The organism is Streptomyces sp. Je 1-332, assembly GCF_040730185.1.
GTDB lineage: Bacteria > Actinomycetota > Actinomycetes > Streptomycetales > Streptomycetaceae > Streptomyces.
On the sequence record NZ_CP160402.1, the window covers coordinates 1,322,238 to 1,342,895 of the forward strand.

Annotated in this window: 20 protein-coding genes; 2 read left to right on the forward strand and 18 right to left on the reverse strand. The window is 70.3% G+C overall.

Annotated features, from left to right (window positions below; all coding sequences use genetic code 11):
• Window positions 1-30: 30 nt before the first annotated feature.
• The gene (gene pyrR / locus ABXJ52_RS06155; protein ID WP_367039924.1) at window positions 31-603 is read right to left on the reverse strand and encodes a bifunctional pyr operon transcriptional regulator/uracil phosphoribosyltransferase PyrR; all 573 of its coding nucleotides are present in this window, start codon (window positions 601-603) and stop codon (window positions 31-33) included.
• Window positions 604-801: 198 nt separating this feature from the next.
• On the opposite strand from pyrR, the gene bldD reads away from it, so the two are divergent.
• On the forward strand, window positions 802-1,302 hold the full coding sequence (gene bldD / locus ABXJ52_RS06160; RefSeq protein ID WP_249591133.1) for a transcriptional regulator BldD: 501 nt from the start codon (window positions 802-804) through the stop codon (window positions 1,300-1,302).
• A gap of 229 nt (window positions 1,303-1,531) precedes the next feature.
• Here bldD and nusB read toward each other — a convergent pair whose 3' ends face one another.
• The 13 genes from nusB to ABXJ52_RS06225 all read right to left on the reverse strand — a co-directional run bounded on the left by nusB (window position 1,532) and on the right by ABXJ52_RS06225 (window position 14,462).
• Window positions 1,532-1,966 carry a transcription antitermination factor NusB gene (nusB, locus tag ABXJ52_RS06165; protein ID WP_367039927.1) on the reverse strand — a complete coding sequence of 145 codons (435 nt, stop codon included), beginning with the start codon at window positions 1,964-1,966 and terminating at the stop codon, window positions 1,532-1,534.
• A gap of 2 nt (window positions 1,967-1,968) precedes the next feature.
• On the reverse strand, window positions 1,969-2,535 hold the full coding sequence (gene efp / locus ABXJ52_RS06170; RefSeq protein ID WP_367039929.1) for an elongation factor P: 567 nt from the start codon (window positions 2,533-2,535) through the stop codon (window positions 1,969-1,971).
• A gap of 59 nt (window positions 2,536-2,594) precedes the next feature.
• Window positions 2,595-3,701 carry an aminopeptidase P family protein gene (locus ABXJ52_RS06175; RefSeq protein ID WP_367039931.1) on the reverse strand — a complete coding sequence of 369 codons (1,107 nt, stop codon included), beginning with the start codon at window positions 3,699-3,701 and terminating at the stop codon, window positions 2,595-2,597.
• A 96-nt stretch (window positions 3,702-3,797) separates the two neighbouring features.
• Window positions 3,798-4,733 (reverse strand): Pro-rich N-terminal domain-containing protein, encoded by a 936-nt coding sequence (locus ABXJ52_RS06180; RefSeq protein WP_367039933.1) that lies wholly within the window; start codon window positions 4,731-4,733, stop codon window positions 3,798-3,800.
• A 161-nt stretch (window positions 4,734-4,894) separates the two neighbouring features.
• Window positions 4,895-5,998, reverse strand: a complete 1,104-nt coding sequence (gene aroB, locus ABXJ52_RS06185; protein ID WP_367048843.1) for a 3-dehydroquinate synthase — start codon at window positions 5,996-5,998, stop codon at window positions 4,895-4,897.
• A gap of 5 nt (window positions 5,999-6,003) precedes the next feature.
• On the reverse strand, window positions 6,004-6,519 hold the full coding sequence (locus tag ABXJ52_RS06190; RefSeq protein ID WP_367039934.1) for a shikimate kinase: 516 nt from the start codon (window positions 6,517-6,519) through the stop codon (window positions 6,004-6,006).
• The gene (gene aroC, locus ABXJ52_RS06195; RefSeq protein ID WP_367039936.1) at window positions 6,516-7,700 is read right to left on the reverse strand and encodes a chorismate synthase; all 1,185 of its coding nucleotides are present in this window, start codon (window positions 7,698-7,700) and stop codon (window positions 6,516-6,518) included. Before aroC ends, ABXJ52_RS06190 begins: the two co-directional genes overlap by 4 nt.
• Before the next feature lie 124 nt (window positions 7,701-7,824).
• Entirely contained in the window at window positions 7,825-8,655 is an 831-nt protein-coding gene (locus ABXJ52_RS06200) for a shikimate dehydrogenase (RefSeq protein ID WP_367039938.1), read from the reverse strand.
• On the reverse strand, window positions 8,652-10,352 hold the full coding sequence (gene mltG / locus ABXJ52_RS06205) for an endolytic transglycosylase MltG (RefSeq protein ID WP_367039940.1): 1,701 nt from the start codon (window positions 10,350-10,352) through the stop codon (window positions 8,652-8,654). Before mltG ends, ABXJ52_RS06200 begins: the two co-directional genes overlap by 4 nt.
• Before the next feature lie 124 nt (window positions 10,353-10,476).
• Entirely contained in the window at window positions 10,477-10,962 is a 486-nt protein-coding gene (gene ruvX / locus ABXJ52_RS06210) for a Holliday junction resolvase RuvX (RefSeq protein ID WP_367039942.1), read from the reverse strand.
• Entirely contained in the window at window positions 10,962-13,631 is a 2,670-nt protein-coding gene (gene alaS / locus ABXJ52_RS06215; RefSeq protein ID WP_367039943.1) for an alanine--tRNA ligase, read from the reverse strand. Before alaS ends, ruvX begins: the two co-directional genes overlap by 1 nt.
• Window positions 13,631-14,005, reverse strand: coding sequence for a DUF6167 family protein (locus ABXJ52_RS06220; RefSeq protein WP_367039945.1), 375 nt, complete (start codon window positions 14,003-14,005; stop codon window positions 13,631-13,633). The genes alaS and ABXJ52_RS06220 overlap by 1 nt, the downstream gene beginning before the upstream one ends.
• Window positions 14,006-14,012: 7 nt before the next feature.
• Window positions 14,013-14,462 (reverse strand): DUF948 domain-containing protein, encoded by a 450-nt coding sequence (locus ABXJ52_RS06225; protein ID WP_367039947.1) that lies wholly within the window; start codon window positions 14,460-14,462, stop codon window positions 14,013-14,015.
• A 160-nt stretch (window positions 14,463-14,622) separates the two neighbouring features.
• Here ABXJ52_RS06225 and ABXJ52_RS06230 point away from each other — a divergent pair, with 160 nt between their 5' ends.
• The gene (locus ABXJ52_RS06230; protein ID WP_367039948.1) at window positions 14,623-16,803 is read left to right on the forward strand and encodes a regulator; all 2,181 of its coding nucleotides are present in this window, start codon (window positions 14,623-14,625) and stop codon (window positions 16,801-16,803) included.
• Here ABXJ52_RS06230 and rpsD read toward each other — a convergent pair.
• The 4 genes from rpsD to ABXJ52_RS06250 form a co-directional block, all read right to left on the reverse strand.
• Entirely contained in the window at window positions 16,791-17,405 is a 615-nt protein-coding gene (gene rpsD, locus ABXJ52_RS06235; RefSeq protein WP_160503779.1) for a 30S ribosomal protein S4, read from the reverse strand. The two genes, ABXJ52_RS06230 and rpsD, sit on opposite strands and share 13 nt — an antisense overlap.
• A gap of 373 nt (window positions 17,406-17,778) precedes the next feature.
• A complete protein-coding gene (locus tag ABXJ52_RS06240; protein WP_367039951.1) occupies window positions 17,779-18,531 on the reverse strand; it encodes an HNH endonuclease family protein in 753 nt (250 codons plus the stop codon).
• A gap of 52 nt (window positions 18,532-18,583) precedes the next feature.
• Window positions 18,584-19,933, reverse strand: coding sequence for a replication-associated recombination protein A (locus ABXJ52_RS06245; protein ID WP_367039953.1), 1,350 nt, complete (start codon window positions 19,931-19,933; stop codon window positions 18,584-18,586).
• A 44-nt stretch (window positions 19,934-19,977) separates the two neighbouring features.
• A complete protein-coding gene (locus ABXJ52_RS06250) occupies window positions 19,978-20,637 on the reverse strand; it encodes a vitamin K epoxide reductase family protein (RefSeq protein ID WP_367039955.1) in 660 nt (219 codons plus the stop codon).
• Between the last annotated feature and the right edge of the window lie 21 nt (window positions 20,638-20,658).

The following is a 20,658-nucleotide window of genomic DNA, read 5'->3' on the forward strand; positions in this document are numbered from 1 at the left end:
TGTGCCCCCGGGCTCGCAGGGATGCCGGTCCTACGCGGAAGCGGGCTTGGCACCGAGCAGCACGGCGTCGCGGCCGTCCTCCTCGGCGAGCTGGACCTTGACCGTCTCCCGCAGCGACGTGGGGAGGTTCTTGCCGACGTAATCGGCGCGGATCGGGAGTTCGCGGTGGCCGCGGTCGACGAGGACGGCGAGCTGCACCGCGCGCGGGCGCCCGATGTCGTTCAGACCGTCGAGGGCGGCGCGGATGGTGCGACCGGAGAAGAGCACGTCGTCGACGAGGACGACGAGGCGGCCGTCGATGCCGTCACCGGGGATCTCGGTGCGGGCCAGTGCGCGCGGCGGATGCATCCGCAGATCGTCGCGGTACATCGTGATGTCGAGTGAGCCAACCGGGATACCGCGTCCGGTGATTTCTTCGAGTTTCTCGGCGAGTCGCCGTGCGAGGAAGACGCCGCGGGTGGGAATGCCGAGCAGCACCACGTCTTCGGCGCCTTTGGCGCGCTCGACGATCTCGTGCGCGATGCGGGTCAACACCCGTGCGATGTCCGGGCCTTCGAGAACCGGCCGGGCGACATCGGGTTCGTTCGTGTCGTTCGAGTCCATATGAAACGGACCTCCTTCTCCGCCTCACGGGACGGACCTTAAAGGACGTCGGAATTGCGCCATCAACGCTACCAGCACCGGCAACACCGCCGGTCACGACCCTCCTGACGGGGGTCGGTACGGACCATTCGGCTTGACGCAGCCAAGTAACGCTGCGTAACCTCACAGTGAGTTACCGTTCTTCGTCCGGGGAGCTATATGTCCAGCGAATACGCCAAACAGCTCGGGGCCAAGCTCCGCGCCATCCGTACCCAGCAGGGCCTTTCCCTCCACGGTGTCGAGGAAAAGTCCCAGGGCCGCTGGAAGGCGGTCGTGGTCGGTTCGTACGAACGCGGCGACCGCGCCGTGACCGTACAGCGCCTTGCCGAGCTGGCGGACTTCTACGGCGTCCCGGTCCAGGAACTCCTGCCCGGAACCGCGCCGGGCGGCGCGGCCGAGCCGCCGCCCAAGCTCGTCCTCGACCTTGAGCGTCTGGCGCACGTGCCGCAGGAGAAGGCAGGCCCCCTGCAGCGGTACGCCGCCACGATCCAGTCGCAGCGCGGTGACTACAACGGCAAGGTGCTCTCGATCCGCCAGGACGACCTGCGCACCCTCGCCGTGATCTATGACCAGTCGCCCTCGGTCCTCACCGAGCAGCTGATCAGCTGGGGCGTCCTGGACGCGGACGCGCGCCGCGCCGTCGCCCACGACGACGTCTGATCCCTCAAGGGGTACTTGAGCAGAAACGTAACGCCGGGGTGGCCGGAACCGATCGGGTTCCGGCCACCCCGGCGTTTTACGTACGCATCAGGCGCCCCAGGGGGCCACAGAGACCCCCAGGAGCCCCACGGACGCCGGAGAGCCCGCAGCGACGTGCTGCGGGCTCTCTGAGCGGCGTAGAAGGCTTTCGCCTCCTCGGGCTTGCCTCGTCGGACTTGCCTCGTCGGGCTTACGCCTCGTCGCGGCGCAGGCTCGGCTTCAGATCCTTGAAGCGGCCGAGCAGGCCGTTCACGAAGGACGGCGAATCGTCCGTGGAGAACTCCTTGGCGAGCTGCACGCACTCGTCGAGCACCACGGCGTCCGGCGTCGCGTCGACCCAGATCAGCTCGTAGGCACCGAGCCGCAGGATGTTGCGGTCCACGACCGGCATCCTGTCCAGGGTCCACCCGACGGCGTACTGCGAGATCAGCTCGTCGATGTGGCGCGCGTGCTCCGCGTACCCCTCGACCAGCTCCATCGTGAACTCGCTCACCGGCGGCTGCCGGGTATCGGCCCGCGAGTGGCGCACCCAGTCCGCGAGGACCGTCACTACGTCTGCGCCACGCTGGTCGGCCTCGAAGAGAATCTGGAAGGCGCGCTTGCGGGCCGTATTACGAGCAGCCACGGTTAGCTGTTCACCCGGCCGAGGTAGCCGCTGTCACGGGTGTCGACCTTGATCTTCTCGCCGGTGGTGATGAAGAGCGGCACCTGGATCTGGTGGCCGGTCTCCAGCGTCGCGGGCTTGGTGCCGCCGGTGGAGCGGTCGCCCTGGACGCCGGGCTCGGTCTCCTGGATGACCAGCTCGACGGCGGCCGGCAGCTCGACGAAGAGGACTTCGCCCTCGTACTGCGCGACGGTGGCCGTGAAGCCCTCGATCAGGAAGTTGGCGGCGTCACCGACGGACTTGCGGTCGACGTGCAGCTGGTCGTACGTCTCCATGTCCATGAAGACGAAGTAGTCGCCGTCCATGTAGGAGAACTGCATGTCGCGCTTGTCGATCGTCGCCGTGTCGACCTTGACGCCGGCGTTGAACGTCTTGTCGACGACCTTGCCGGACATCACGTTCTTGAGCTTGGTGCGCACAAAGGCAGGGCCCTTGCCGGGCTTGACGTGCTGGAACTCGACGACGGACCAGAGCTGGCCCCCGTCGAGCTTGAGCACCAGGCCGTTCTTGAGGTCGTTCGTGGAAGCCACGGTTGCGGAATCTCCTGGACTGACGGAACGACCGCGGCGCACGCACACAGCTCGGAGAGCTAGAGCGCGAGCAGTTCCTTGGTCGTAATGGTGAGTAGCTCGGGTCCGCCGTCCGCCTCGGGGCGCACGACGAGCGTGTCATCGATCCGGACACCACCCCGTCCCGGGATGTGAACCCCCGGTTCGACGGTGACCGGCACGCAAGCGTCCAGTTTACCCATGGCCGCGGGGGCCAACTGCGGGTCCTCGTCGATTTCGAGCCCCAGCCCATGTCCCATCAGCGGAGCCAGGCCATCCGCATACCCCGCGGAGTCCAGTACATGACGTGCCGCACGGTCGACATCGCGGCAGGCGGCGCCCGGCGCGAGAGCCTCCCTGCCCGCCCGCTGAGCGGCGAAGACGAGGTCGTACAGCTCGATCTGCCAGTCCGCGGGAGACGTCCCGATGACGAACGTACGCCCGATCTCACAGCGGTAACCGCGGTAGCCGGCCCCCAGGCACACGGAGAGGAAATCCCCTTCCTCCACCCGCCGGTCCGACGGCCGGTGGCCGCCGCGGCCGGAGTTCGGCCCGGTGCCCACGGAGGTCGGGAAGGCGGGCCCGTCGGCGCCGTGGTCGACCAGACGGCGTTCGAGCTCAAGGGCGAGGTGGCGTTCGGTACGCCCGACAAGGATGGATTCGAGCAGTTCGCCGAGTGCTTGGTCGGCGATCTCGGCGCCGATCCGCAGGCAGGAGATCTCCTCCTCGTCCTTGACGAGCCGCAGCTGCTCGACCGCTCCCCCGAGATCCGTGAGCCGCAGCCGCGGCGCGACCGACCTCAGCGCGCGATGCCGGGCGACCGTGAGGTCGTGCTCCTCCACGGCGAGCGAATCGGTGCCCTGCGCGGCCGCGAGATCGGCGCCCGCGACGGCCGGGTCGCCACCGGCCGCGTCGAGCAGCTGCACCCGCAGCTGCTCGTCGGGGCGCCCCTCGCCCTGCTCGTCGCCGAGTGGCCTCGCACACAGCAGCAGATCCTCGCCGCTGCCCAGCAGGAGTACGGCCCCCTGTGGCGCCGCCCCCGCGAGATACCGCACGTTGGCGGGGCGGGACACCAACGCCGACGCGCTGCCACCCGCGGCACAACGCTCCCTCAACCGCTCTCGGCGGGCCGCGTACACCTCAGACATGGAACGAGCCTATGAGCGGCGGCGCGGGGCGGCCCGTTCAACGCCGCCGACCGAGCGGGCCCATGGCGTTCTCGCGGTCTCAGGCGTCGACGGGGGCTACCACTGCGGCGGGCTCGCGATGGACCGGGCGAGGACCTCGTCAAGGACCCGGGCGGTGGCGGGCACGTCCAGCTGGGAGTTGTCGATGATGGGCAGGCCCGAGCCGTACCACCCCGCCATACGGCCGTGGATGCGGGCCACTTCCTCGTCCGTGAGGCGGCGGTTGCCACTGCGCTCGGCGTTGCGCTCCAGGACGATCTCCAGGCCCGGCAGCAGGACCACCGGCAGGAGGCCGGGGCCCACGTGACGCTTCCAGCCGCCGAGGCCGACGACCGGGCGGTCGGGGAACACCGCATCGTCGAGGACGCAGGAGATGCCGTTGGCCAGGAAGTTCCGTGCGGCGAAACCGCAGGTGCGGCGGGCCAGGCGGTACTGCGCCTCCGAGTGGTCGTTCCACCCCGACTGGGGGTCCGCGAAGCCCGAGCGCACCCATTCCCGTACGTCGTCGAGGCTGATGTGGGCGGTCGGCACCCTGCGGTGCTCCGCCCAGTACTTGGCGACGCTGGTCTTGCCCGCGCCCGCGGGGCCGATCAGGAGGACGGCCAGCGTGGTGGCGCCGGTGTCCGCCTGGGCCGTGCCGGGCGGCGGGCTCGGCATGGCGACGGGGCCGCCGGGCGGGAGCTGGATGTGCCCCGTCGTGTCCGGGGTCGGGGGCAGCGGGCCGCCCCCGGGGGCCTGGCCGTGCTGCGGGGCGCCCGGCGCCACGTGCTGCGGCGTCGGGGCGTGCGCCTGCGGGGCCGGTCCCTGCGGATGAGGGGCCGTGCCCTGCGGGTGCGGTGCGCCGGCGAAACCCGGCGCGGGAGGCGGTGGGCCGCCCGGCGCTGCACCCGGCGGCGGACCGCTCGGGTGCTGTGCGGCCGGGGACCAGCCGGTGGCCGGTCCGTGCCCCGGCTGATGGGGCGGCGGCAGCGGAGACCCCACTGCGTGCTGCATCCGGTGCCACTCCGTCTCGTGCGACTGACGCTGGTCGGGCGGCGGCCGGGGCCACCCGTTACCGAACGGTACCGTCCCCGGCCGACGTTGTGTGAACGGCCGGGGAGGCCGCAGGGTGCCCGTGGCTTGTTCTGCCGGGCCGATTCAGCGCTTCTCGGGCGCTAGTTCGCCACTTCGCCGTACGCGGCGAGGAGTACCGCGGGGTCGGGTCCCTCCAGGACGGTGGGCTTGCCCAGACCGTCGAGGACGATGAAACGCAGCAGGTCACCGCGGGACTTCTTGTCGACCTTCATGGTCTCCAGGAGCTTGGGCCACTGGTCGTAGCGGTAGCTCAGGGGCAGGCCGACCGACTCCAGGACGGTGCGGTGCCGGTCGGCCGTCGCGTCGTCGAGACGCCCGGCGAGGCGGCCGAGTTCGGCCGCGAAGGCCATGCCCACGGAGACCGCGGCGCCGTGCCGCCACTTGTAGCGCTCGTTCTTCTCGATGGCGTGCGCGAGGGTGTGGCCGTAGTTGAGGATCTCGCGCAGGCCCGACTCCTTGAGGTCGCCGGAGACGACCTCGGCCTTGACCTTGATGGAACGCTCGATCAGCTCTGCGGTGTGCGGCCCCTGCGGGCTGCGCGCCGACTGCGGGTCCTCCTCGATGAGTTCGAGGATCACCGGGTCGGCGATGAAACCGGCCTTGATGATCTCGGCGAGGCCCGACACGAAGTCGTTGACCGGCAGCGAGTCGAGCGCGGCCAGGTCGCACAGCACACCCACGGGCGGGTGGAAGGAACCCACCAGGTTCTTGCCCTCGGCGGTGTTGATGCCGGTCTTGCCGCCGACCGCGGCGTCCACCATGCCGAGCACGGTGGTCGGCACGGCGATCCAGCGCACTCCGCGCAGCCAGGTCGCGGCCACGAAGCCGGCGAGGTCCGTGGTGGCTCCGCCGCCGACACCGATGATGAGGTCGCTGCGGGTGAAGCCGGACTGGCCGAGCGCCTTCCAGCAGTACGCGGCGACCTCGGCGGTCTTGGCCTCCTCGGCGTTCGGCACCTGGATGGCGACGACCTCGAAGCCCTGGCCCGCCAGGTCCTCGCGCAGCGCGTCGCCCGTCTCGGCGAGCGCCTCCGGGTGGATGATCGCGACGCGCTTGGTGTGCTCGCCGATCAGGCCGGGCAGCTCACCGAGGAGCTGCCGTCCGACGAGCACCTCGTACGGGTCGGTGCCCGCGGTGCCGCCGACCTGGATGCGGGTGGGCGTCTGCCCCGACGTCTCGGCCATCTCCGTCATGCTTCCTTCAACTCCAGTGCGTCGAGGACCGCTTGGGCTACCTCTTCGGGGGTGCGGTCGTCGGTGGCGACGACGGCGCGGGCGACTTCGGCGTAGAACTGGCGGCGGGCGTCCATCAGCTCGCGCCACTGCTTGCGCGGATTGACCGCGAGCAGCGGGCGCGCGACGTTCAGGCCGGTCCGCTTGACCGCCTCCTCGACGTCCATCGACAGATAGACCACGGGGTGCGGGGCGAGGAGCGCGCGGGTCGACTCGTCGAGGATCGCGCCGCCGCCGAGCGCGAGGACACCCTCGTGCTCGGCGAGCGCCGTGCGCACGGCTGCCCGCTCCAGGTCGCGGAAGTGCGGCTCACCCTCGTCCACGAAGATGTCCGCGATCTCCCGGCCCTGTGCGGCCACGATGTCGGCGTCGGTGTCGCGGTAGACGGTGCCGAGGCGCTCGGCGAGCAGCGCGCCCACCGTCGACTTGCCCACGCCCATCGGCCCGACCAGAACGATCTGCGGGCCGGTCACCGGATCTGGAGGCTGTCGAGGTACGACCGCACGTTGCGCCGGGTCTCGGGCACGCTGTCGCCGCCGAACTTCTCGGCGACGGCGTCGGCCAGGGTCAGCGCGACCATCGCCTCGGCGACGATGCCGGCGGCCGGGACCGCGCACACGTCGGAGCGCTGGTGGTGCGCCTTGGTGGCCTCGCCGGTGGCGACGTCGACGGTGGCGAGCGCGCGCGGCACGGTCGCGATGGGCTTCATCGCGGCACGCACGCGCAGCAGTTCACCGGTGGTCAGGCCGCCCTCGGTGCCGCCGGAGCGGCCGGAGGTGCGCCGGATGCCCTCGTCGGTGGAGACGATCTCGTCGTGCGCCTTGGAGCCCGGCACCCGCGCCAGGTCGAAGCCGTCGCCGACCTCGACGCCCTTGATGGCCTGGATGCCCATGAGCGCGGCGGCGAGGCGGGCGTCGAGCCGCCGGTCCCAGTGCACGTGCGAGCCGAGACCCACGGGCACGTCGTACGCGAGGACCTCCACCACACCGCCGAGGGTGTCGCCGTCCTTGTGGGCCTGGTCGATCTCGGCGACCATCGCCTTGCTCGCGTCCGCGTCGAGGCAGCGCACCGGGTCGGCGTCCAGCTTCTCGACGTCGGCGGGGGTCGGGTAGACGCCGTAGGGAGCCTTCGCGCTCGCCAGCTCGGTCACATGGCTGACGATCTCGATCCCGGCCGTCTCCTTGAGGTACGAGCGGGCGACCGCGCCGAGCGCGACACGCGCCGCGGTCTCGCGGGCGGAGGCGCGCTCCAGGATCGGGCGGGCCTCGTCGAAGCCGTACTTCTGCATGCCCGCGAGGTCGGCGTGGCCGGGCCGCGGGCGGGTCAGCGGGGCGTTGCGGGCCAGGTCGGCGAGGATCTGCGGGTCGACCGGGTCGGCCGCCATGACCTGCTCCCACTTGGGCCACTCGGTGTTGCCCACCATGATCGCGACCGGCGATCCCATGGTCAGGCCGTGCCGGACGCCGCCCAGGAAGGTGACCTCGTCACGCTCGAACTTCATACGCGCACCGCGCCCATAGCCGAGGCGCCGCCGGGCCAGGTGGTCCGCCACCATCTCCGTGGTGATCGGCACGCCGGCGGGAAGACCCTCCAGCGTCGCGACAAGTGCGGGTCCGTGGGACTCTCCCGCGGTCAGCCAACGCAACCTGCTCAACGGTGCTCCTCTTGCTCGCGCCTGGAACTGCGTGGCGCGACCGGGTGCGCGGCCCTGGCCCGCCACCCCCGATCCTCCCACGTCGGCGGGCCGGACCTGGCCTCCGGTCCAGAAAGCGGACGCCTCAGCGCGCGGCCAGCGCGTGCTCCCCCGCCTTGCGCATGGCGGCCAGCGGCGCGGGCGTACGCCCGGTCATCTGCTCGACCTGCAGCACCGCCTGGTGCACGAGGAGGTCAAGACCGCTGACGACGGCGCCTCCGTACATCGACCAGCGGGCCGCCAGAGCGGTGGGCCAGGGGTCGTACAGGACGTCGAAGAGGGTGGCGGGCCGCTCGGGCACGGCGGCGGACAGCGCGTCGGTGGCGCCGGCCGGAGTCGTGGCGATCACGAGCGGCGCGCTCAGCGCCCGCTCGGCGTCCGCCCAGTCCTCCGTCCGCACCTCGACCCCGAGCCGCTCGCCCCACTCCCGCATCTCGGCCGCACGCGCCTGACTGCGTACGTACGCGACGACCTCGCCCGTGCAGATCCGCGCGAGCGCGGCGAGAGCGGACGAGGCGGTGGCGCCCGCGCCGAGGATCGCGGCCGAATCGACCTGCTCGATGCCGCGCTCCCGCAGGGCGGCGACCATACCGGGGATGTCGGTGTTGTCGCCGACGCGGCGGCCGTCGTCCGCGAAGACGACGGTGTTGACCGCCTCGACGGAAGCGGCGGTCCCGCTGATCTCGTCGAGCAGCGGGATCACCGCGCGCTTGAGCGGCATGGTCAGCGAGAGCCCGGCCCACTCGGGACCGAGGCCTTTCAGAAACCCGGGCAGGGCCGCCTCGTCGACGTCGAACAGGTCGTACGTCCAGTCGGCCAGGCCCAGCTCCCCGTATGCGGCGCGGTGCAGCACCGGGGAGAGGGAGTGGGCGATCGGGGAACCGAGTACCGCAGCTCGGCGCATCTGGGCGCTCATTGACCGTTCTGTTCCTTCAGGTTCTCTTCGTACTTCTCGCGGTTCCGGTTCTGTTCCTCGTTCGTCTTCGCGAAGAGCGTCTTGTCCTCGCTGACGGAGACGAAGTAGTACCAGTCGCCCTTGGCCGGATTCAGCGCGGACTTCAGTGCCACTTCGCCCGGGTTGCCGATCGGGCCGGGAGGCAGGCCCTTGATCTTGTAGGTGTTGTACGGGTCGTTGATCTTGCGGAGTTCATCGACCGAACCTGTCGCCAACTCCGACTTACCGCGCAGGTAGTTGACCGTCGAGTCGAAGTCCAGGAGGCCGTACGTCTCCGTGTTGCCCGGCTTGAGACGGTTGTAGACGACCGTCGCGACCTTCTCGAAGTCGTGCTTGTACTTGCCCTCGGCCTGGACGAGGCTCGCGACCGTCAGAACCTGGAGCGGGTCCTTCAGATTCAGCGCGGCGGCCTTCGACTTGAGGTCGATCGCCTCGTACTGCTCATTGGCGTGGGCGACCATCTTCTTGAGGACGTCCTCGGGCTTCTGGCCCTTGGCCACGGGATATGCGGCGGGATAGAGGAACCCTTCCAGCGGGTCCTTGATGTCCTTGTTCGTATTCGCCCAGGAAGGAAGTCCGAGATCCTTCCATTTCTTCTGGGCGACGTCCTCGGTGGTCCCCTTCTTGAGGTCAAGACGGGAATCGACCTGCTCATAGACCCAGGCGTTCCGCCTGCCCTCGGGAATGATGAGGTTGTTGCGGCTCTTCGGGCTCAGCATGAGGTCGACGGCGCTCTTGGCGGACATTTCCTTTTTGAGGGTGTAAACACCCGCCTGGATCGTGTCGCCCCTGTCGTTCTGCGCCTGCGCGGAGACGAAGGCGTCGACGCTCTTGACGACCCCGGCTTCCTTCAGCTTCTGGCCGATCACATAGCCGCCGGACCCCTTGGGAATGTCGACGATCGTGACGCCCGAGCCCTCGCCCGCGTAATCCGGCGACGTACCGAATCGGTCCTGGTAGAACTGATAGCCGAAATAGCCGACCCCGCCGAGCCCGCCGGCGAAGACCACCGTCACGACCAGGCACGCGCAGCCGCTCCTGCGCTTCTTCGGCTTCTTGCCACCCCGGCCGCCGCGGCGGTCCCCGCGACGTCCCGGCGGCGTGTCGTCGTCCTCGTCGTCGTCGGCGCCCGAGAAGAAGGCGTGCTCGCCCTGGTCCGGGCCCGGGTCCCAGTCCTGCTGCGGCTCCGGCTCGCCGCGACGGCGGGACGGCGGCTCCGGCGGCGGGTAGGCGTCGGGAGTGCCGTAGAAGTCGGGGCTCTCCGCGCCGTAGCCGCCCGGCTGGTGGCCGTAGGGGTCCGACGGGTCGGCGGTGTACGGGACATGGCCCTGCTGCTGCCCGGTGTCCCAGCCGCCGTTGTACTGCTGGTCAGGGCCGCCGTTGTACTGCTGCTGACCGGTGGGCCCGCCGTTGTACTGCTGCTGACCGGTGGGCCCGCCGTACTGCTGCTGGCCGTACGCCTGCTGCTGGCCCGTGCTCCAGTCGTCGTACTGCGACTGCTGCTGGGGGTGCTGCGGCTGCTGAGGGTCGTACTGCCCCTGGCCGCCGTAGGGGGACGGGCCGCTCGCGGCCTGCTGTCCTCCCCATCCGCCGTCCCCGTACAACGGGTCCTCGGGATGCCACGGTTCGGAGCCTGGACCCCGGCCATACTCAGTCATCGATCCCCTACAAGCCGCGAGGCGGGGCCGCCGTCTGAGTGGGAGGGCAACCGTTCCGCCTCTTGATGCTGTGCGGCAGCTGTTCGAACACCGCCGCATCGCGCGGAACGTTACCGTATCGCGATCAGATGACCACTTCGACGCCCTCGCCCGGAGCTTTACCTGACGCCCGTTCGGACTCCAGTGCCTGCTGAAGGATGACGACGGCCGCCGCCTGATCGATGACAGACCTGCCCTTTTTGGACTTCACGCCCGAGGCGCGCAGCCCCTGACTGGCCGTCACTGTGGTCATCCTCTCGTCCACGAGCCTCACCGAAATGGGGGCGACCATGCGGGCGAGGTCCTGTACGAACACGCGGATCTTGGCGGCCGCGGGGCCCTCGCCCCCGTTGAGGGAGCGAGGGAGACCGACGACGATCTCGATCGGTTCGTACTCGTCGACGAGCTGCTTCAACCGGCGCTTGGCGGCCGGGACATCGCGCCCCGGCACCGTCTCCACCGGCGTGGCGAGGATCCCGTCGGGGTCGCACGAGGCGACCCCGATCCGGGCGTCACCGACGTCGATGGCCAGACGCCGGCCCCTGCGCATGCCCACTGAAGAGTCGTCCATCAGGCCGTCTCTGCCACGAGGCGCTCGACGGCGGCCATGGCGTCACCGATGGCCGCGGCGTTCTGGCCGCCGCCCTGGGCGACGTCCGGCTTGCCGCCGCCACCGCCACCGAGGGTCTTGGCGGCCGTACGGACGAGGTCGCCGGCCTTGAGGCCGCGCTCGCGTGCGGCTTCGTTCGTGGCGATGACCGTCAGCGGGCGGCCATTGGCCGTCGTGAACAGGGCGACCACGGCCGGGCGGTCGCCGGGGATGCGGTGGCGGACGTCGAGGACCAGCTTGCGCAGGTCGTCGGCGCCCGTGCCGTCCGGCACCTGGCCGGTGGCCAGCGCGACGCCTCGTACGTCCTTGGCGGACTCGACGAGACCGGCGGCGGCCGCGAGGACCTTCTCCGCGCGGAACTTCTCGATCTCCTTCTCGGCGTCCTTCAGCTTGCCGAGCATGGCGGAGACCTTCTCGGGCAGCTCCTCGGAACGGCCCTTGACCAGCTCCTGGAGCTGGGCGACGACCGTGTGCTCCTTGGCGAGGAAGTTGTACGCGTCGACGCCGACCAGGGCCTCGATGCGCCGCACGCCCGAACCGATGGACGATTCGCCGAGCAGCTTCACCAGGCCGAGCTGGGCGGTGTTGTGGACGTGCGTGCCGCCGCACAGCTCCTTGGAGAAGTCGCCGATGGTGACGACACGGACCCGCTCGCCGTACTTCTCGCCGAACTCGGCGATGGCGCCCTGCTTCTTGGCGTCGTCGATCGACATGACCTCGGCCTGCACGTCGAGCTCGTGCGCGAGGACTTCGTTGATCTTCTGCTCGACGTCCGTCATGACGGCCGTGGGCACGGCCGACGGGGAGCCGAAGTCGAAGCGGAAGCGGCCCGGCTGGTTCTCGGAACCGGCCTGGGCGGCCGTCGGGCCGAGCGCGTCGCGCAGCGCCTGGTGCGTGAGGTGCGTGGCGGAGTGGGCGCGGGCGATGGCACGGCGGCGGTGTACGTCGATCGAGGCCCAGACCTGGTCGCCGACGGTGATCTCGCCGACCTGGACGACTCCCTTGTGGACGTGCACGCCGGGGACCGGCTTCTGCACGTCACGGATCTCGACGACCGCGCCGTTCTCCAGGCGGATCCGGCCCGAGTCGGCGATCTGGCCGCCGCCCTCGGCGTAGAAGGGGGTGCGGTCGAGGACGACCTCGACCTCGTCGCCCTCGCGCGCGGCGGGGGACGAGGCGCCGTTGACCAGGAGGCCGACGATCACGGCCTCGTTCTCGGTGAGGGTGTAGCCGGTGAAGTCCGTGACGCCGGAGTTGTCGGCGATCTCGCGGTAGGCGTGCAGATCGGCGTGGCCGGTCTTCTTGGCCTGGGCGTCGGCCTTCGCGCGCTCCCGCTGCTCCTTCATCAGGCGCCGGAAGCCGTCCTCGTCCACGGACAGGCCCTGCTCGGCGGCCATCTCCAGGGTGAGGTCGATCGGGAAGCCCCACGTGTCGTGCAGCAGGAACGCCTTGTCGCCGGCGAGGACCTTGCCGCCGGCGGCCTTGGTCTCGGTGACGGCGGTGTCGAGGATGTTCGTGCCGCCCTTGAGGGCCTTGAGGAAGGCGGCCTCTTCGGCGAGCGCGACGGTCTCGATGCGCTTCCGGTCGGATCGGAGCTCGGGGTACTGCTCGCCCATCGACTTGATGACCGTGTCGACGAGCTCGTGGACGACCGGGCCCGTGGCGCCCATCAGGCGCATGTTGCGGATGGCGCGGCGCATGATGCGACGCAGGACGTAGCCACGGCCTTCGTTGCCGGGCGTGACGCCGTCACCGATGAGCATCACGGACGTGCGCATGTGGTCGGCGACCACGCGCAGGGAGACGTCCGAGCCCTGCTCGGCGCCGTAGCGGACGCCGGTCAGCTCGGTGGCGGTGTCCATGACGACGCGCAGGGTGTCGGTCTCGTACATGTTCTGTACGCCCTGCAGGATCATCGCGAGGCGCTCGAGGCCGAGGCCGGTGTCGATGTTCTGGCTCGGCAGGTCGCCGAGGATCTCGAAGTCCTCCTTCGAGGTGCCCTCGCCGCGCTCGTACTGCATGAAGACCAGGTTCCAGATCTCCACGTAGCGCTCGTCGTTGACCGCCGGGCCGCCCTCGACGCCGAACTCGGGGCCTCGGTCGTAGTTGATCTCGGAGCAGGGGCCGCAGGGACCGGGGACGCCCATGGACCAGTAGTTGTCCTTCTTGCCCAGGCGCTGGATGCGCTCGGCGGGGACGCCCACCTTCTCGCGCCAGATGGTCTCGGCCTCGTCGTCGTCGAGGTAGACCGTCACCCACAGACGCTCGGGGTCGAGGCCGTAGCCACCGTCCGCCACGGAGCTGGTGAGCAGCTCCCAGGCGTACATGATGGCGCCTTCCTTGAAGTAGTCGCCGAAGGAGAAGTTGCCGCACATCTGGAAGAACGTGCCGTGCCGCGTGGTCTTGCCGACCTCTTCGATGTCGGGCGTACGCACGCACTTCTGCACGCTCGTGGCGCGCGAGAACTGCGGCTTGACCTCACCCAGGAAGTAGGGCTTGAAGGGCACCATGCCCGCGGGGACGAGGAGCAGAGTCGGGTCGTCCGCGATGAGCGACGCCGAAGGGACGACGGTGTGCCCGCGCTCCTCGAAGAAGCTCAGCCAGCGGCGGCGAATCTCGGCCGACTCCATCAGTGGTCCTCATTCCGGTTGTACGAGTACTTCGTGTTCGAGAGGTACTTGCCCTGCTTGTTCTTGTCGGTCCTGCTGGTCTTGCTGATCGTGCCGTCCTCGATGGCCACGACCACGCGGCGCTGACCGGGCAGTTCCGGGTCGGCCGGGGCTTCCAGGCCCAGGGCCTCACCCAGTTCGGCCTCGCGCTGTGCCATGCCGTCGCGGACGTCGAGAGCGAAGTCCTTGAGCTTGTGACCCGCCTCGACCGCCTTGTTCGCGGCCTGGGCCGCGAGGCTTTCGGGGGTCAGTTGCTTGATCTTGCGGTTGACCTTGGTGGTGGCCCACACACCGGCAGCGGCGCCCGCGGTGAACCAGAACGTACGGCGGAACATCGCTGCGTCAGTCCTTCTTCCGCTTGCCCCGCCGCCGCGCTGAGGGGACGGTGCGCCCCACGATCACGGTACGTCGGGCGGACGCCGGGGGCACATTGGTTGATTCGGGTCCTGCCTTGCGGCCCAGGGCTCTGCGCACCCCGTAACCGAACGCCGCGACCTTGACGAGGGGCCCGCCGAAGGTGGAGGCCACCGTCGTGGAGAGCGCCGACGCGTTCGAGGTGACTTCCTGGACGTCCGACGCGATGGCGTCGACCCGCTCGATCTGCGTCTGCGCGGAGCGCACCGCGGTGGAGGCGTCCGCGAGCAGCGGAACGGCCTGCTCGGTCACTTCCGCGACGAGCTTGGTGGTCGCCCTGAGCGTCTGCGCCAGCCTCACCAGCACCACGGCCAGGAAGGAGACCAGGATCGCCCAGAAGACGGCCACCAGGATCCCGGCCACCTCTCCACCGGACACTGTGCACCGCTCCCTGATCGTCGGTCCCGAACATCGAAAAGTCGTCCCCCGACCCTATCGCGCCGGGGCGAAGGCTCCGCACCGCATTACCGCGCGGGAGCAAGGGAGTTACCTGAAGTGATTGTACGGACTGCTTACGGATGGGTACGCTCCGTATCTCATGCGACGCGATCAGGGCACCGGTAACCGGCGGCACGGCTCCCCAGCACGCCCGCCGAGACCCGGCAACCTCCCTCTGGAGCTGAACGCCTTCGTCGGACGCACCGGCGAACTCGCCTCTCTGGCTGCCGCGTTGGAGTCCGGACGCCTGGTCACGGTGACCGGGGTCGGCGGTGTCGGCAAGTCGCGCCTGGCTGTCCGGGCCGCCTGCGGCGCCGTGCCCGCGGACGGCGCCTGGCTGGTGGAGCTCGCCGGGGTCAGGAACCCGGATCTGGTGGAGCACGCGGTCGCCGACGCGCTGCGCCTGACGGACCACACGCACCGCACACCGCGCGAGGTCCTGCTCGACCATCTCGCGGAGCGGGAAGTCCTCCTCGTCGTCGACGGGTTCGAACACCTCGTGGAGGCGTGCGCCTCACTGGTGGGGGATCTGCTGCACCACTCCCCCGGGCTCCGCGTGCTCGCGGTGGGCCGCCGCCCCCTCGACACCGGAGGCGAGCGGATCTTTCCGCTCGCGCCGCTGCCCGCCCCGGACGCGGCCGTGCTCTTCGCCGACCGTGCGGCGGCGGGGCTCCCCGGCTTCACCCTCGACGAGGAGAACGAGGCCGACGTGGCGGAGCTCTGCCGCCGCCTGGACGGGATCCCGCTCGCCGTCGAGCTGGCGGCGGGGCGGCTGCGGGCCCTCTCGCCCGCCCAGCTCCTCGCCCGGCTCGACGACCGCTTCACGCTGCTCACCGGGGTGCGGCGCGATGTGCCGCCGCGGCACCAGACCCTGCGGACGGCCATCGGCTGGAGCCATGAGCTGTGCACGGCGGGCGAGCGTCTGCTGTGGTCGCGGCTCTCGGTGTTCTGCGGTCCCTTCGACCTGGAGGCGGCGGAGTACATCTGCAGCGGCGACGGCCTGCACGCCGACGACGTACTCGACGTACTCGGCGAGCTGCTCGCGCAGTCCATCGTGACCCGCGAGGAAGGGCCGGCCGGCGTCCGCTACCGCATGCTCGACACGGTCCGGGCGTACGGCGCCGACTGGCTGGAGGCGTCCGGCGACGCGGCGCGGATGCGGCGCAGGCACCGCGACTGGTACATGGGCCTCGCCACGTGGTGCGAGCTGGACTGGTTCTCGCCGCGCCAGGCGCGGGTCGCCGAGCTCGTCGACTGTGAACTGCCCAATCTGCGGGGCGCGTTGGAGTACTGCCTGACCGAGCCGGACGAGACGCATCTGGGCCAGTACCTCGCGGGCAGCCTGTGGTTCTACTGGGTGGGCTGCGGGCGGCTCGCGGAGGGGCGGCACTGGCTGGACCGCGCCCTGGAGCTGGACGGCGGCCACGACGAGTCGCGCCTCAAGGCGCTGTGGGTGCTCGGCTACGTCGCGGTCCTTCAGGGCGACACCGTCGCCGCGCTCGCCGCGCTGCAGGAGTGCAAGGACGAGGCGGAACGTACCGGCAGCTCCATCGCGACCGCGTACGCCGTGCACCGCATCGGCTGCCTCGCCCTGCTCTCGGACGACATGGAGCGCGCCGAGACCTTGCTGCGCTCGGCCCTTGAGCAGTACCGCGAGATCGGCGAACTCAACAGCAACGTCCTCATGGGCCAGGTCGAGCTGGCGATGGCCCTCGCCTTCCGCGGGGAGCTGGCCGCCGCGGTGGAGCTCTGCGAGGACGTACGCCAGGTCTGCGAGGACCACGGCGAGCGCTGGACTCTCGCGTACGCCCTCTACGTACTGGGCTTCGCGGCCTGGACGCGCGGTGAGGCCGCGACCGCGCGCGAGCTTGTCATGCGGTGCCTGGCCCTGGACCACGCCTTCAACGATCTGCTCGGCACGGTGCTCGCGATCGAGCTGCTCGCCCTGTTCACCGCGGTGGAGGGCGATCCCGCGGAGGCGGCGGTGCTGCAGGGCGCCGCGTCCCGCATCTGGCCTTCGGTCGGCCTTCCGCTGTTCGGCTCGGGGAACTTCGGCGGGCCGCACGCGCTGTGCGAGTCGCAGGCCCGCGAGCAGCTCGGCGATGCCCGCTACGAGGAGTGCGTGGCCGTCGGGGCCCGTCTCGCCCCGGACGCGGCGGTGTCGCGCGCCCTGCGCACCGGCACCCGGAGCAACGCGAAAACCCGCCGCCTGCCCCACCACGAAGGGAGGGCGGGCGACGGGCTGAAGCAGGGAGAGCTACGTCCGGGTCAGCGGGCGTAGTACTCGACGACGAGCTGCTCGTCGCAGATCACGGGGATCTCCTTGCGGTTCGGGTCACGGTCCAGACGGAAGGCCAGGGCCTTCAGGTTCACCTGGAGGTAACGCGGGATCTCGCCGTCGGGGGCGAAGCCGCCCTCACGGGAGACCTGGAACAGCGGCTTCTCGCGGCTGCGCTCGCGGACCATCACGACGTCGTCGGGACGGACGCGGAACGACGGCTTGTCGACCTTGCCGCCGTTGACCTCGATGTGGCCGTGGCTGACCATCTGACGGGCCTGGTAGATCGTGCGGGCGATGCCCGAACGCAGGATCAGGGCGTCGAGACGGCGCTCGAGCTCGATGACCAGGGCCTCGCCGGTCTTGCCTTCGGCCTTCTTGGCGCGGTCGTAGGCACGGGCCATCTGCTTCTCGCTGATGTCGTACTGCGCGCGCAGACGCTGCTTCTCGAGCAGACGGACCTTGTAGTCCGAGTTCTGCTTGCGCCCACGGCCGTGCTCGCCCGGCGGGTAGGGGCGGGCCTCGAAGTACTTGACGGCCTTCGGGGTCAGCGCGATGCCGAGGGCACGCGACTTCTTGACCTTGGGGCGGGACTGGTTCGGCATGAACCAACCTCTCTGTTCATTGTGAAATCGGCTTCACCAGGGTTAGGGGAGGTCGCATCCGCAGCCTGGGAAACCCATCGGATCCGGTGGTGCTGGATCCGGCGGGCAGCCGCTCCCTGGTCTGGGCACTATGTGCAGCACGCGAGTGGCCCACCGACCGCTTCCCGGAGTACGAGATGGTGGTGGGCTGCCCGCGACACCTTCGACGGTGCGCGACGCTCCTGGAGATCCCTGGACGGTGAGGTCCTGGGCTCCGGCTGGATGTCCCGTTCTGGTGGTGCCGGTACGAGACCGGACACGGGACGCAGCACTTCGGGCAAGTGTACCGGGTGCCGAGGGGTGCCTCGGCCGCGGGCGTCTCGGGGCACCTGCCTCAGCCGCAGGTGGCGAGGAGGTCCTGGAGGGCCAGTTTCTCGGGGGCCGTGACCGTGAGGGCGTACTTGGCCTTGATCCCGGTCCAGCGGCGGCCGTACTCACACCAGTATTCCTTGCGCGGGGGCTTCCACTTGTCGGGGGTCTGACTGCTCTTCGTGTAGTTCGTCGCCTTGTCGGCGGCGAGCAGGACGTCCAGGTCATTGGCGTATGTGAGGCGCCGCTCGGCGGTCCACGCCCAGGCTCCGGCCCGCCAGGCGGCGCCGAGCGCGACGACGTGGTCGGTCTGGATCTGCGAGGCGCGACGGTAGGAGTACGGCAGCTCCTTGCCGGTGTACGGGTCGTGCAGGACGCCGGAGAGGACCACGCAGGGGTTGCGGTCGCCCTCGCGCAGGTCCTTCAGGTCGCGTCGAAGGACGTCGTCACGGGTGTCGCAGCCGTTGCGGCCGCCGGGGGCGTCGGTGTCGTCGGACCAGCCGACGCCGAACGCGGAGCGCTTGTACGTCTGCCAGTTCTTGCCCCATGCGACGGTGAGGCCGGTGAGCTGGTCGCGGGCCTGCGCGGCGGTGGGCGGGAAGCCGGGGCCGACGAGGGCGGCCGTGGGCGACGGTTTCGCCGTCGACTCCGTGGCCTCCTTCGCTGTCCCGGTCGCGCGGCGGGACTCGGCGCGCTCCAGCTGCGGTGGCGTGCAGGCCGTGGCGAGGGCGGCAACGAGCAGGAGGGCACCCGCGCGCGATCCCGCTGCTGTGCCCATGGCGCCGAGCGTAGGCGGGAGCGCCGGGGTCCGCCCGCCGGAAGCCGGGCGGCTACTCCCCCTTGAGGCGCTCCCGAACCCGCTCCACCACGTCCGCGTACCGCGCCTCGGCCCCATAGCGCGTGGGTTGGTAGTAACGCTTGGCGGCGACGGTGTCCGGTGCGTACTGCTGGGCGGCGATCGCGCCCGGCACGTCGTGCGGATACACATAGCCCTGGGCGTGGCCGAGTTTGGCCGCTCCCTTGTAGTGCCCGTCGCGCAGGTGGGGCGGGACGGGGCCCGCGAGGCCCGCGCGGACGTCGGCCTGGGCTGACTGGATGGCGATCGTCGCGGCGTTCGACTTCGGGGCCAGGGCGAGGGCGATCGTCGCGTGGCTGAGGGTGAGCGCTGCCTCCGGGAAGCCGATCATCGCGACGGCCTGGGCGGCGGCGACCGCGGTGGGCAGTGCCGTGGGGTCGGCGAGGCCGATGTCCTCGCTCGCGGAGATCATCAGGCGCCGTGCGATGAAGCGGGGGTCCTCGCCCGCCTCGATCATCCTGGCCAGGTAGTGCAGGGCCGCGTCCACGTCCGAACCGCGGATGGACTTGATCAGGGCGCTCGCGACGTCGTAGTGCTGGTCGCCGTCCCTGTCGTACTTCACGGCCGCGCGGTCGACCGACTCCTCCAGGGTCTGGAGGGTGATCTCCTTCTCCCCCTTGGCGATAGCCGAGCCCGCGCCGGCCTCCAGGGCGGTGAGCGCGCGCCGGGCGTCGCCGCCGGAGATCCGCAGGAGATGCTCCTCGGTGTCCTCGGGCAGCTCCACCGCGCCGCCGAGGCCCCGCTCCTCGGCGAGCGCCCGGCGCAGCAGCCCGCGCAGGTCGTCGTCCGTGAGGGGTTCGAGCGTGAGGAGGAGGGAGCGGGACAGGAGCGGGGAGATGATCGAGAAGTACGGGTTCTCGGTCGTCGCCGCGATGAGCGTGACCCAGCGGTTCTCGACGGCGGGTAGCAGGGAGTCCTGCTGGGCCTTGCTGAAGCGGTGGATCTCGTCCAGGAAGAGGACGGTCTCCTTGCCGTGGCCGCCCATCGCGCGCCGGGCGCCCTCGATGACCGCGCGGACTTCCTTCACTCCGGCGGTGATCGCGGAGAGCTCCACGAAGCGCTTGTTCGTGGCCTTGGAGACCACGTAGGCAAGGGTCGTCTTGCCGATGCCGGGCGGTCCCCACAGGAACACCGACGACGGTCCCGCCGGTCCTCCGCCGCCCTCGCCGACCAGCCTCCGCAGGGGCGAGCCCTGCTTCAGCAGATGCTGCTGGCCGACGACTTCTTCCAGGGTGCGCGGGCGCATCCGGACGGCCAGGGGACTCGTCGACGGGTCCTTCTCCTGGCGGTCCTCGGCGGCTGCGGTGAACAGATCGGGCTCCACGGTTCGAACCCTACGTCAGCCCACTGACAACGCCCCCGGCGCTGTCAGCTGGTCCAGAAGTCCCACCAGCGGGTGAGGATCAGCATGCCGATGATGCCGACGTGCAGCACCGGAAGCACCCAGGTGAACTCGGCGAAGAACGTACGCAGCCAGGACGGCCCGGGCAGGAAGCCGTTACGGACGTTGAACGAGGTCACGTACCAGAACATGACGATCGTGGCGACCCAGGCCAGGCAGCACCACAGGCACAGCGAGTTGATCTCGTACAGCGACTGGTACATCAGCCACGTGCAGAAACCGACGCCGAAGAGCATGCCCGCGTTCAGCGTCAGCCAGTACCAGCGCGGGAAACGCGCACGGCCCAGCAGACTCATGCCGACACAGATCACGACGGCGTATGCGGCGATGCCCAGCATCGGGTTCGGGAACCCGAACACCGACGCCTGCTCGCTCTTCATGATGTTGCCGCAGGAGACCACCGGATTCAGGCTGCAGCCGGGCGTGAAGTCCGGGTCTTCGAGGAGCTTGAACTTGTCCAGCGTGATGACCCACGCCGCGAGCAGTCCCGCCGCACCCGTGATCACCAGAAGCAGCGCGAACGCACGGCTCCCGCCGACACTGCGTGGCGCGTCCGCGTCCCTTCCCCCGTGGTCGTGATCCTGCTGGGAGGGGCGGCTTCCGCTTGCCGGGGTCGTCTTGCTCATCACGCCGTTCCGTCGCTTGGG

Bases quoted from the DNA above. Each gene is read 5' to 3' on its own strand.
- aroB (WP_367048843.1), bottom strand. From the start codon at position 5,998: ATGGCCGAGACGTCGGGGCAGACGCCCACCCGCATCCAGGTCGGCGGC.
- mltG (WP_367039940.1), bottom strand. From the start codon at position 10,352: ATGACTGAGTATGGCCGGGGTCCAGGCTCCGAACCGTGGCATCCCGAG.
- bldD (WP_249591133.1), top strand. From the start codon at position 802: ATGTCCAGCGAATACGCCAAACAGCTCGGGGCCAAGCTCCGCGCCATC.
- ABXJ52_RS06240 (WP_367039951.1), bottom strand. From the start codon at position 18,531: ATGGGCACAGCAGCGGGATCGCGCGCGGGTGCCCTCCTGCTCGTTGCC.
- ABXJ52_RS06220 (WP_367039945.1), bottom strand. From the start codon at position 14,005: ATGTTCCGCCGTACGTTCTGGTTCACCGCGGGCGCCGCTGCCGGTGTG.
- ABXJ52_RS06180 (WP_367039933.1), bottom strand. From the start codon at position 4,733: ATGCAGCACGCAGTGGGGTCTCCGCTGCCGCCGCCCCATCAGCCGGGG.
- pyrR (WP_367039924.1), bottom strand. From the start codon at position 603: ATGGACTCGAACGACACGAACGAACCCGATGTCGCCCGGCCGGTTCTC.
- ABXJ52_RS06250 (WP_367039955.1), bottom strand. From the start codon at position 20,637: ATGAGCAAGACGACCCCGGCAAGCGGAAGCCGCCCCTCCCAGCAGGAT.
- ABXJ52_RS06175 (WP_367039931.1), bottom strand. From the start codon at position 3,701: ATGTCTGAGGTGTACGCGGCCCGCCGAGAGCGGTTGAGGGAGCGTTGT.
- alaS (WP_367039943.1), bottom strand. From the start codon at position 13,631: ATGGAGTCGGCCGAGATTCGCCGCCGCTGGCTGAGCTTCTTCGAGGAG.
- rpsD (WP_160503779.1), bottom strand. From the start codon at position 17,405: ATGCCGAACCAGTCCCGCCCCAAGGTCAAGAAGTCGCGTGCCCTCGGC.
- ruvX (WP_367039942.1), bottom strand. From the start codon at position 10,962: ATGGACGACTCTTCAGTGGGCATGCGCAGGGGCCGGCGTCTGGCCATC.
- ABXJ52_RS06230 (WP_367039948.1), top strand. From the start codon at position 14,623: ATGCGACGCGATCAGGGCACCGGTAACCGGCGGCACGGCTCCCCAGCA.
- ABXJ52_RS06200 (WP_367039938.1), bottom strand. From the start codon at position 8,655: ATGAGCGCCCAGATGCGCCGAGCTGCGGTACTCGGTTCCCCGATCGCC.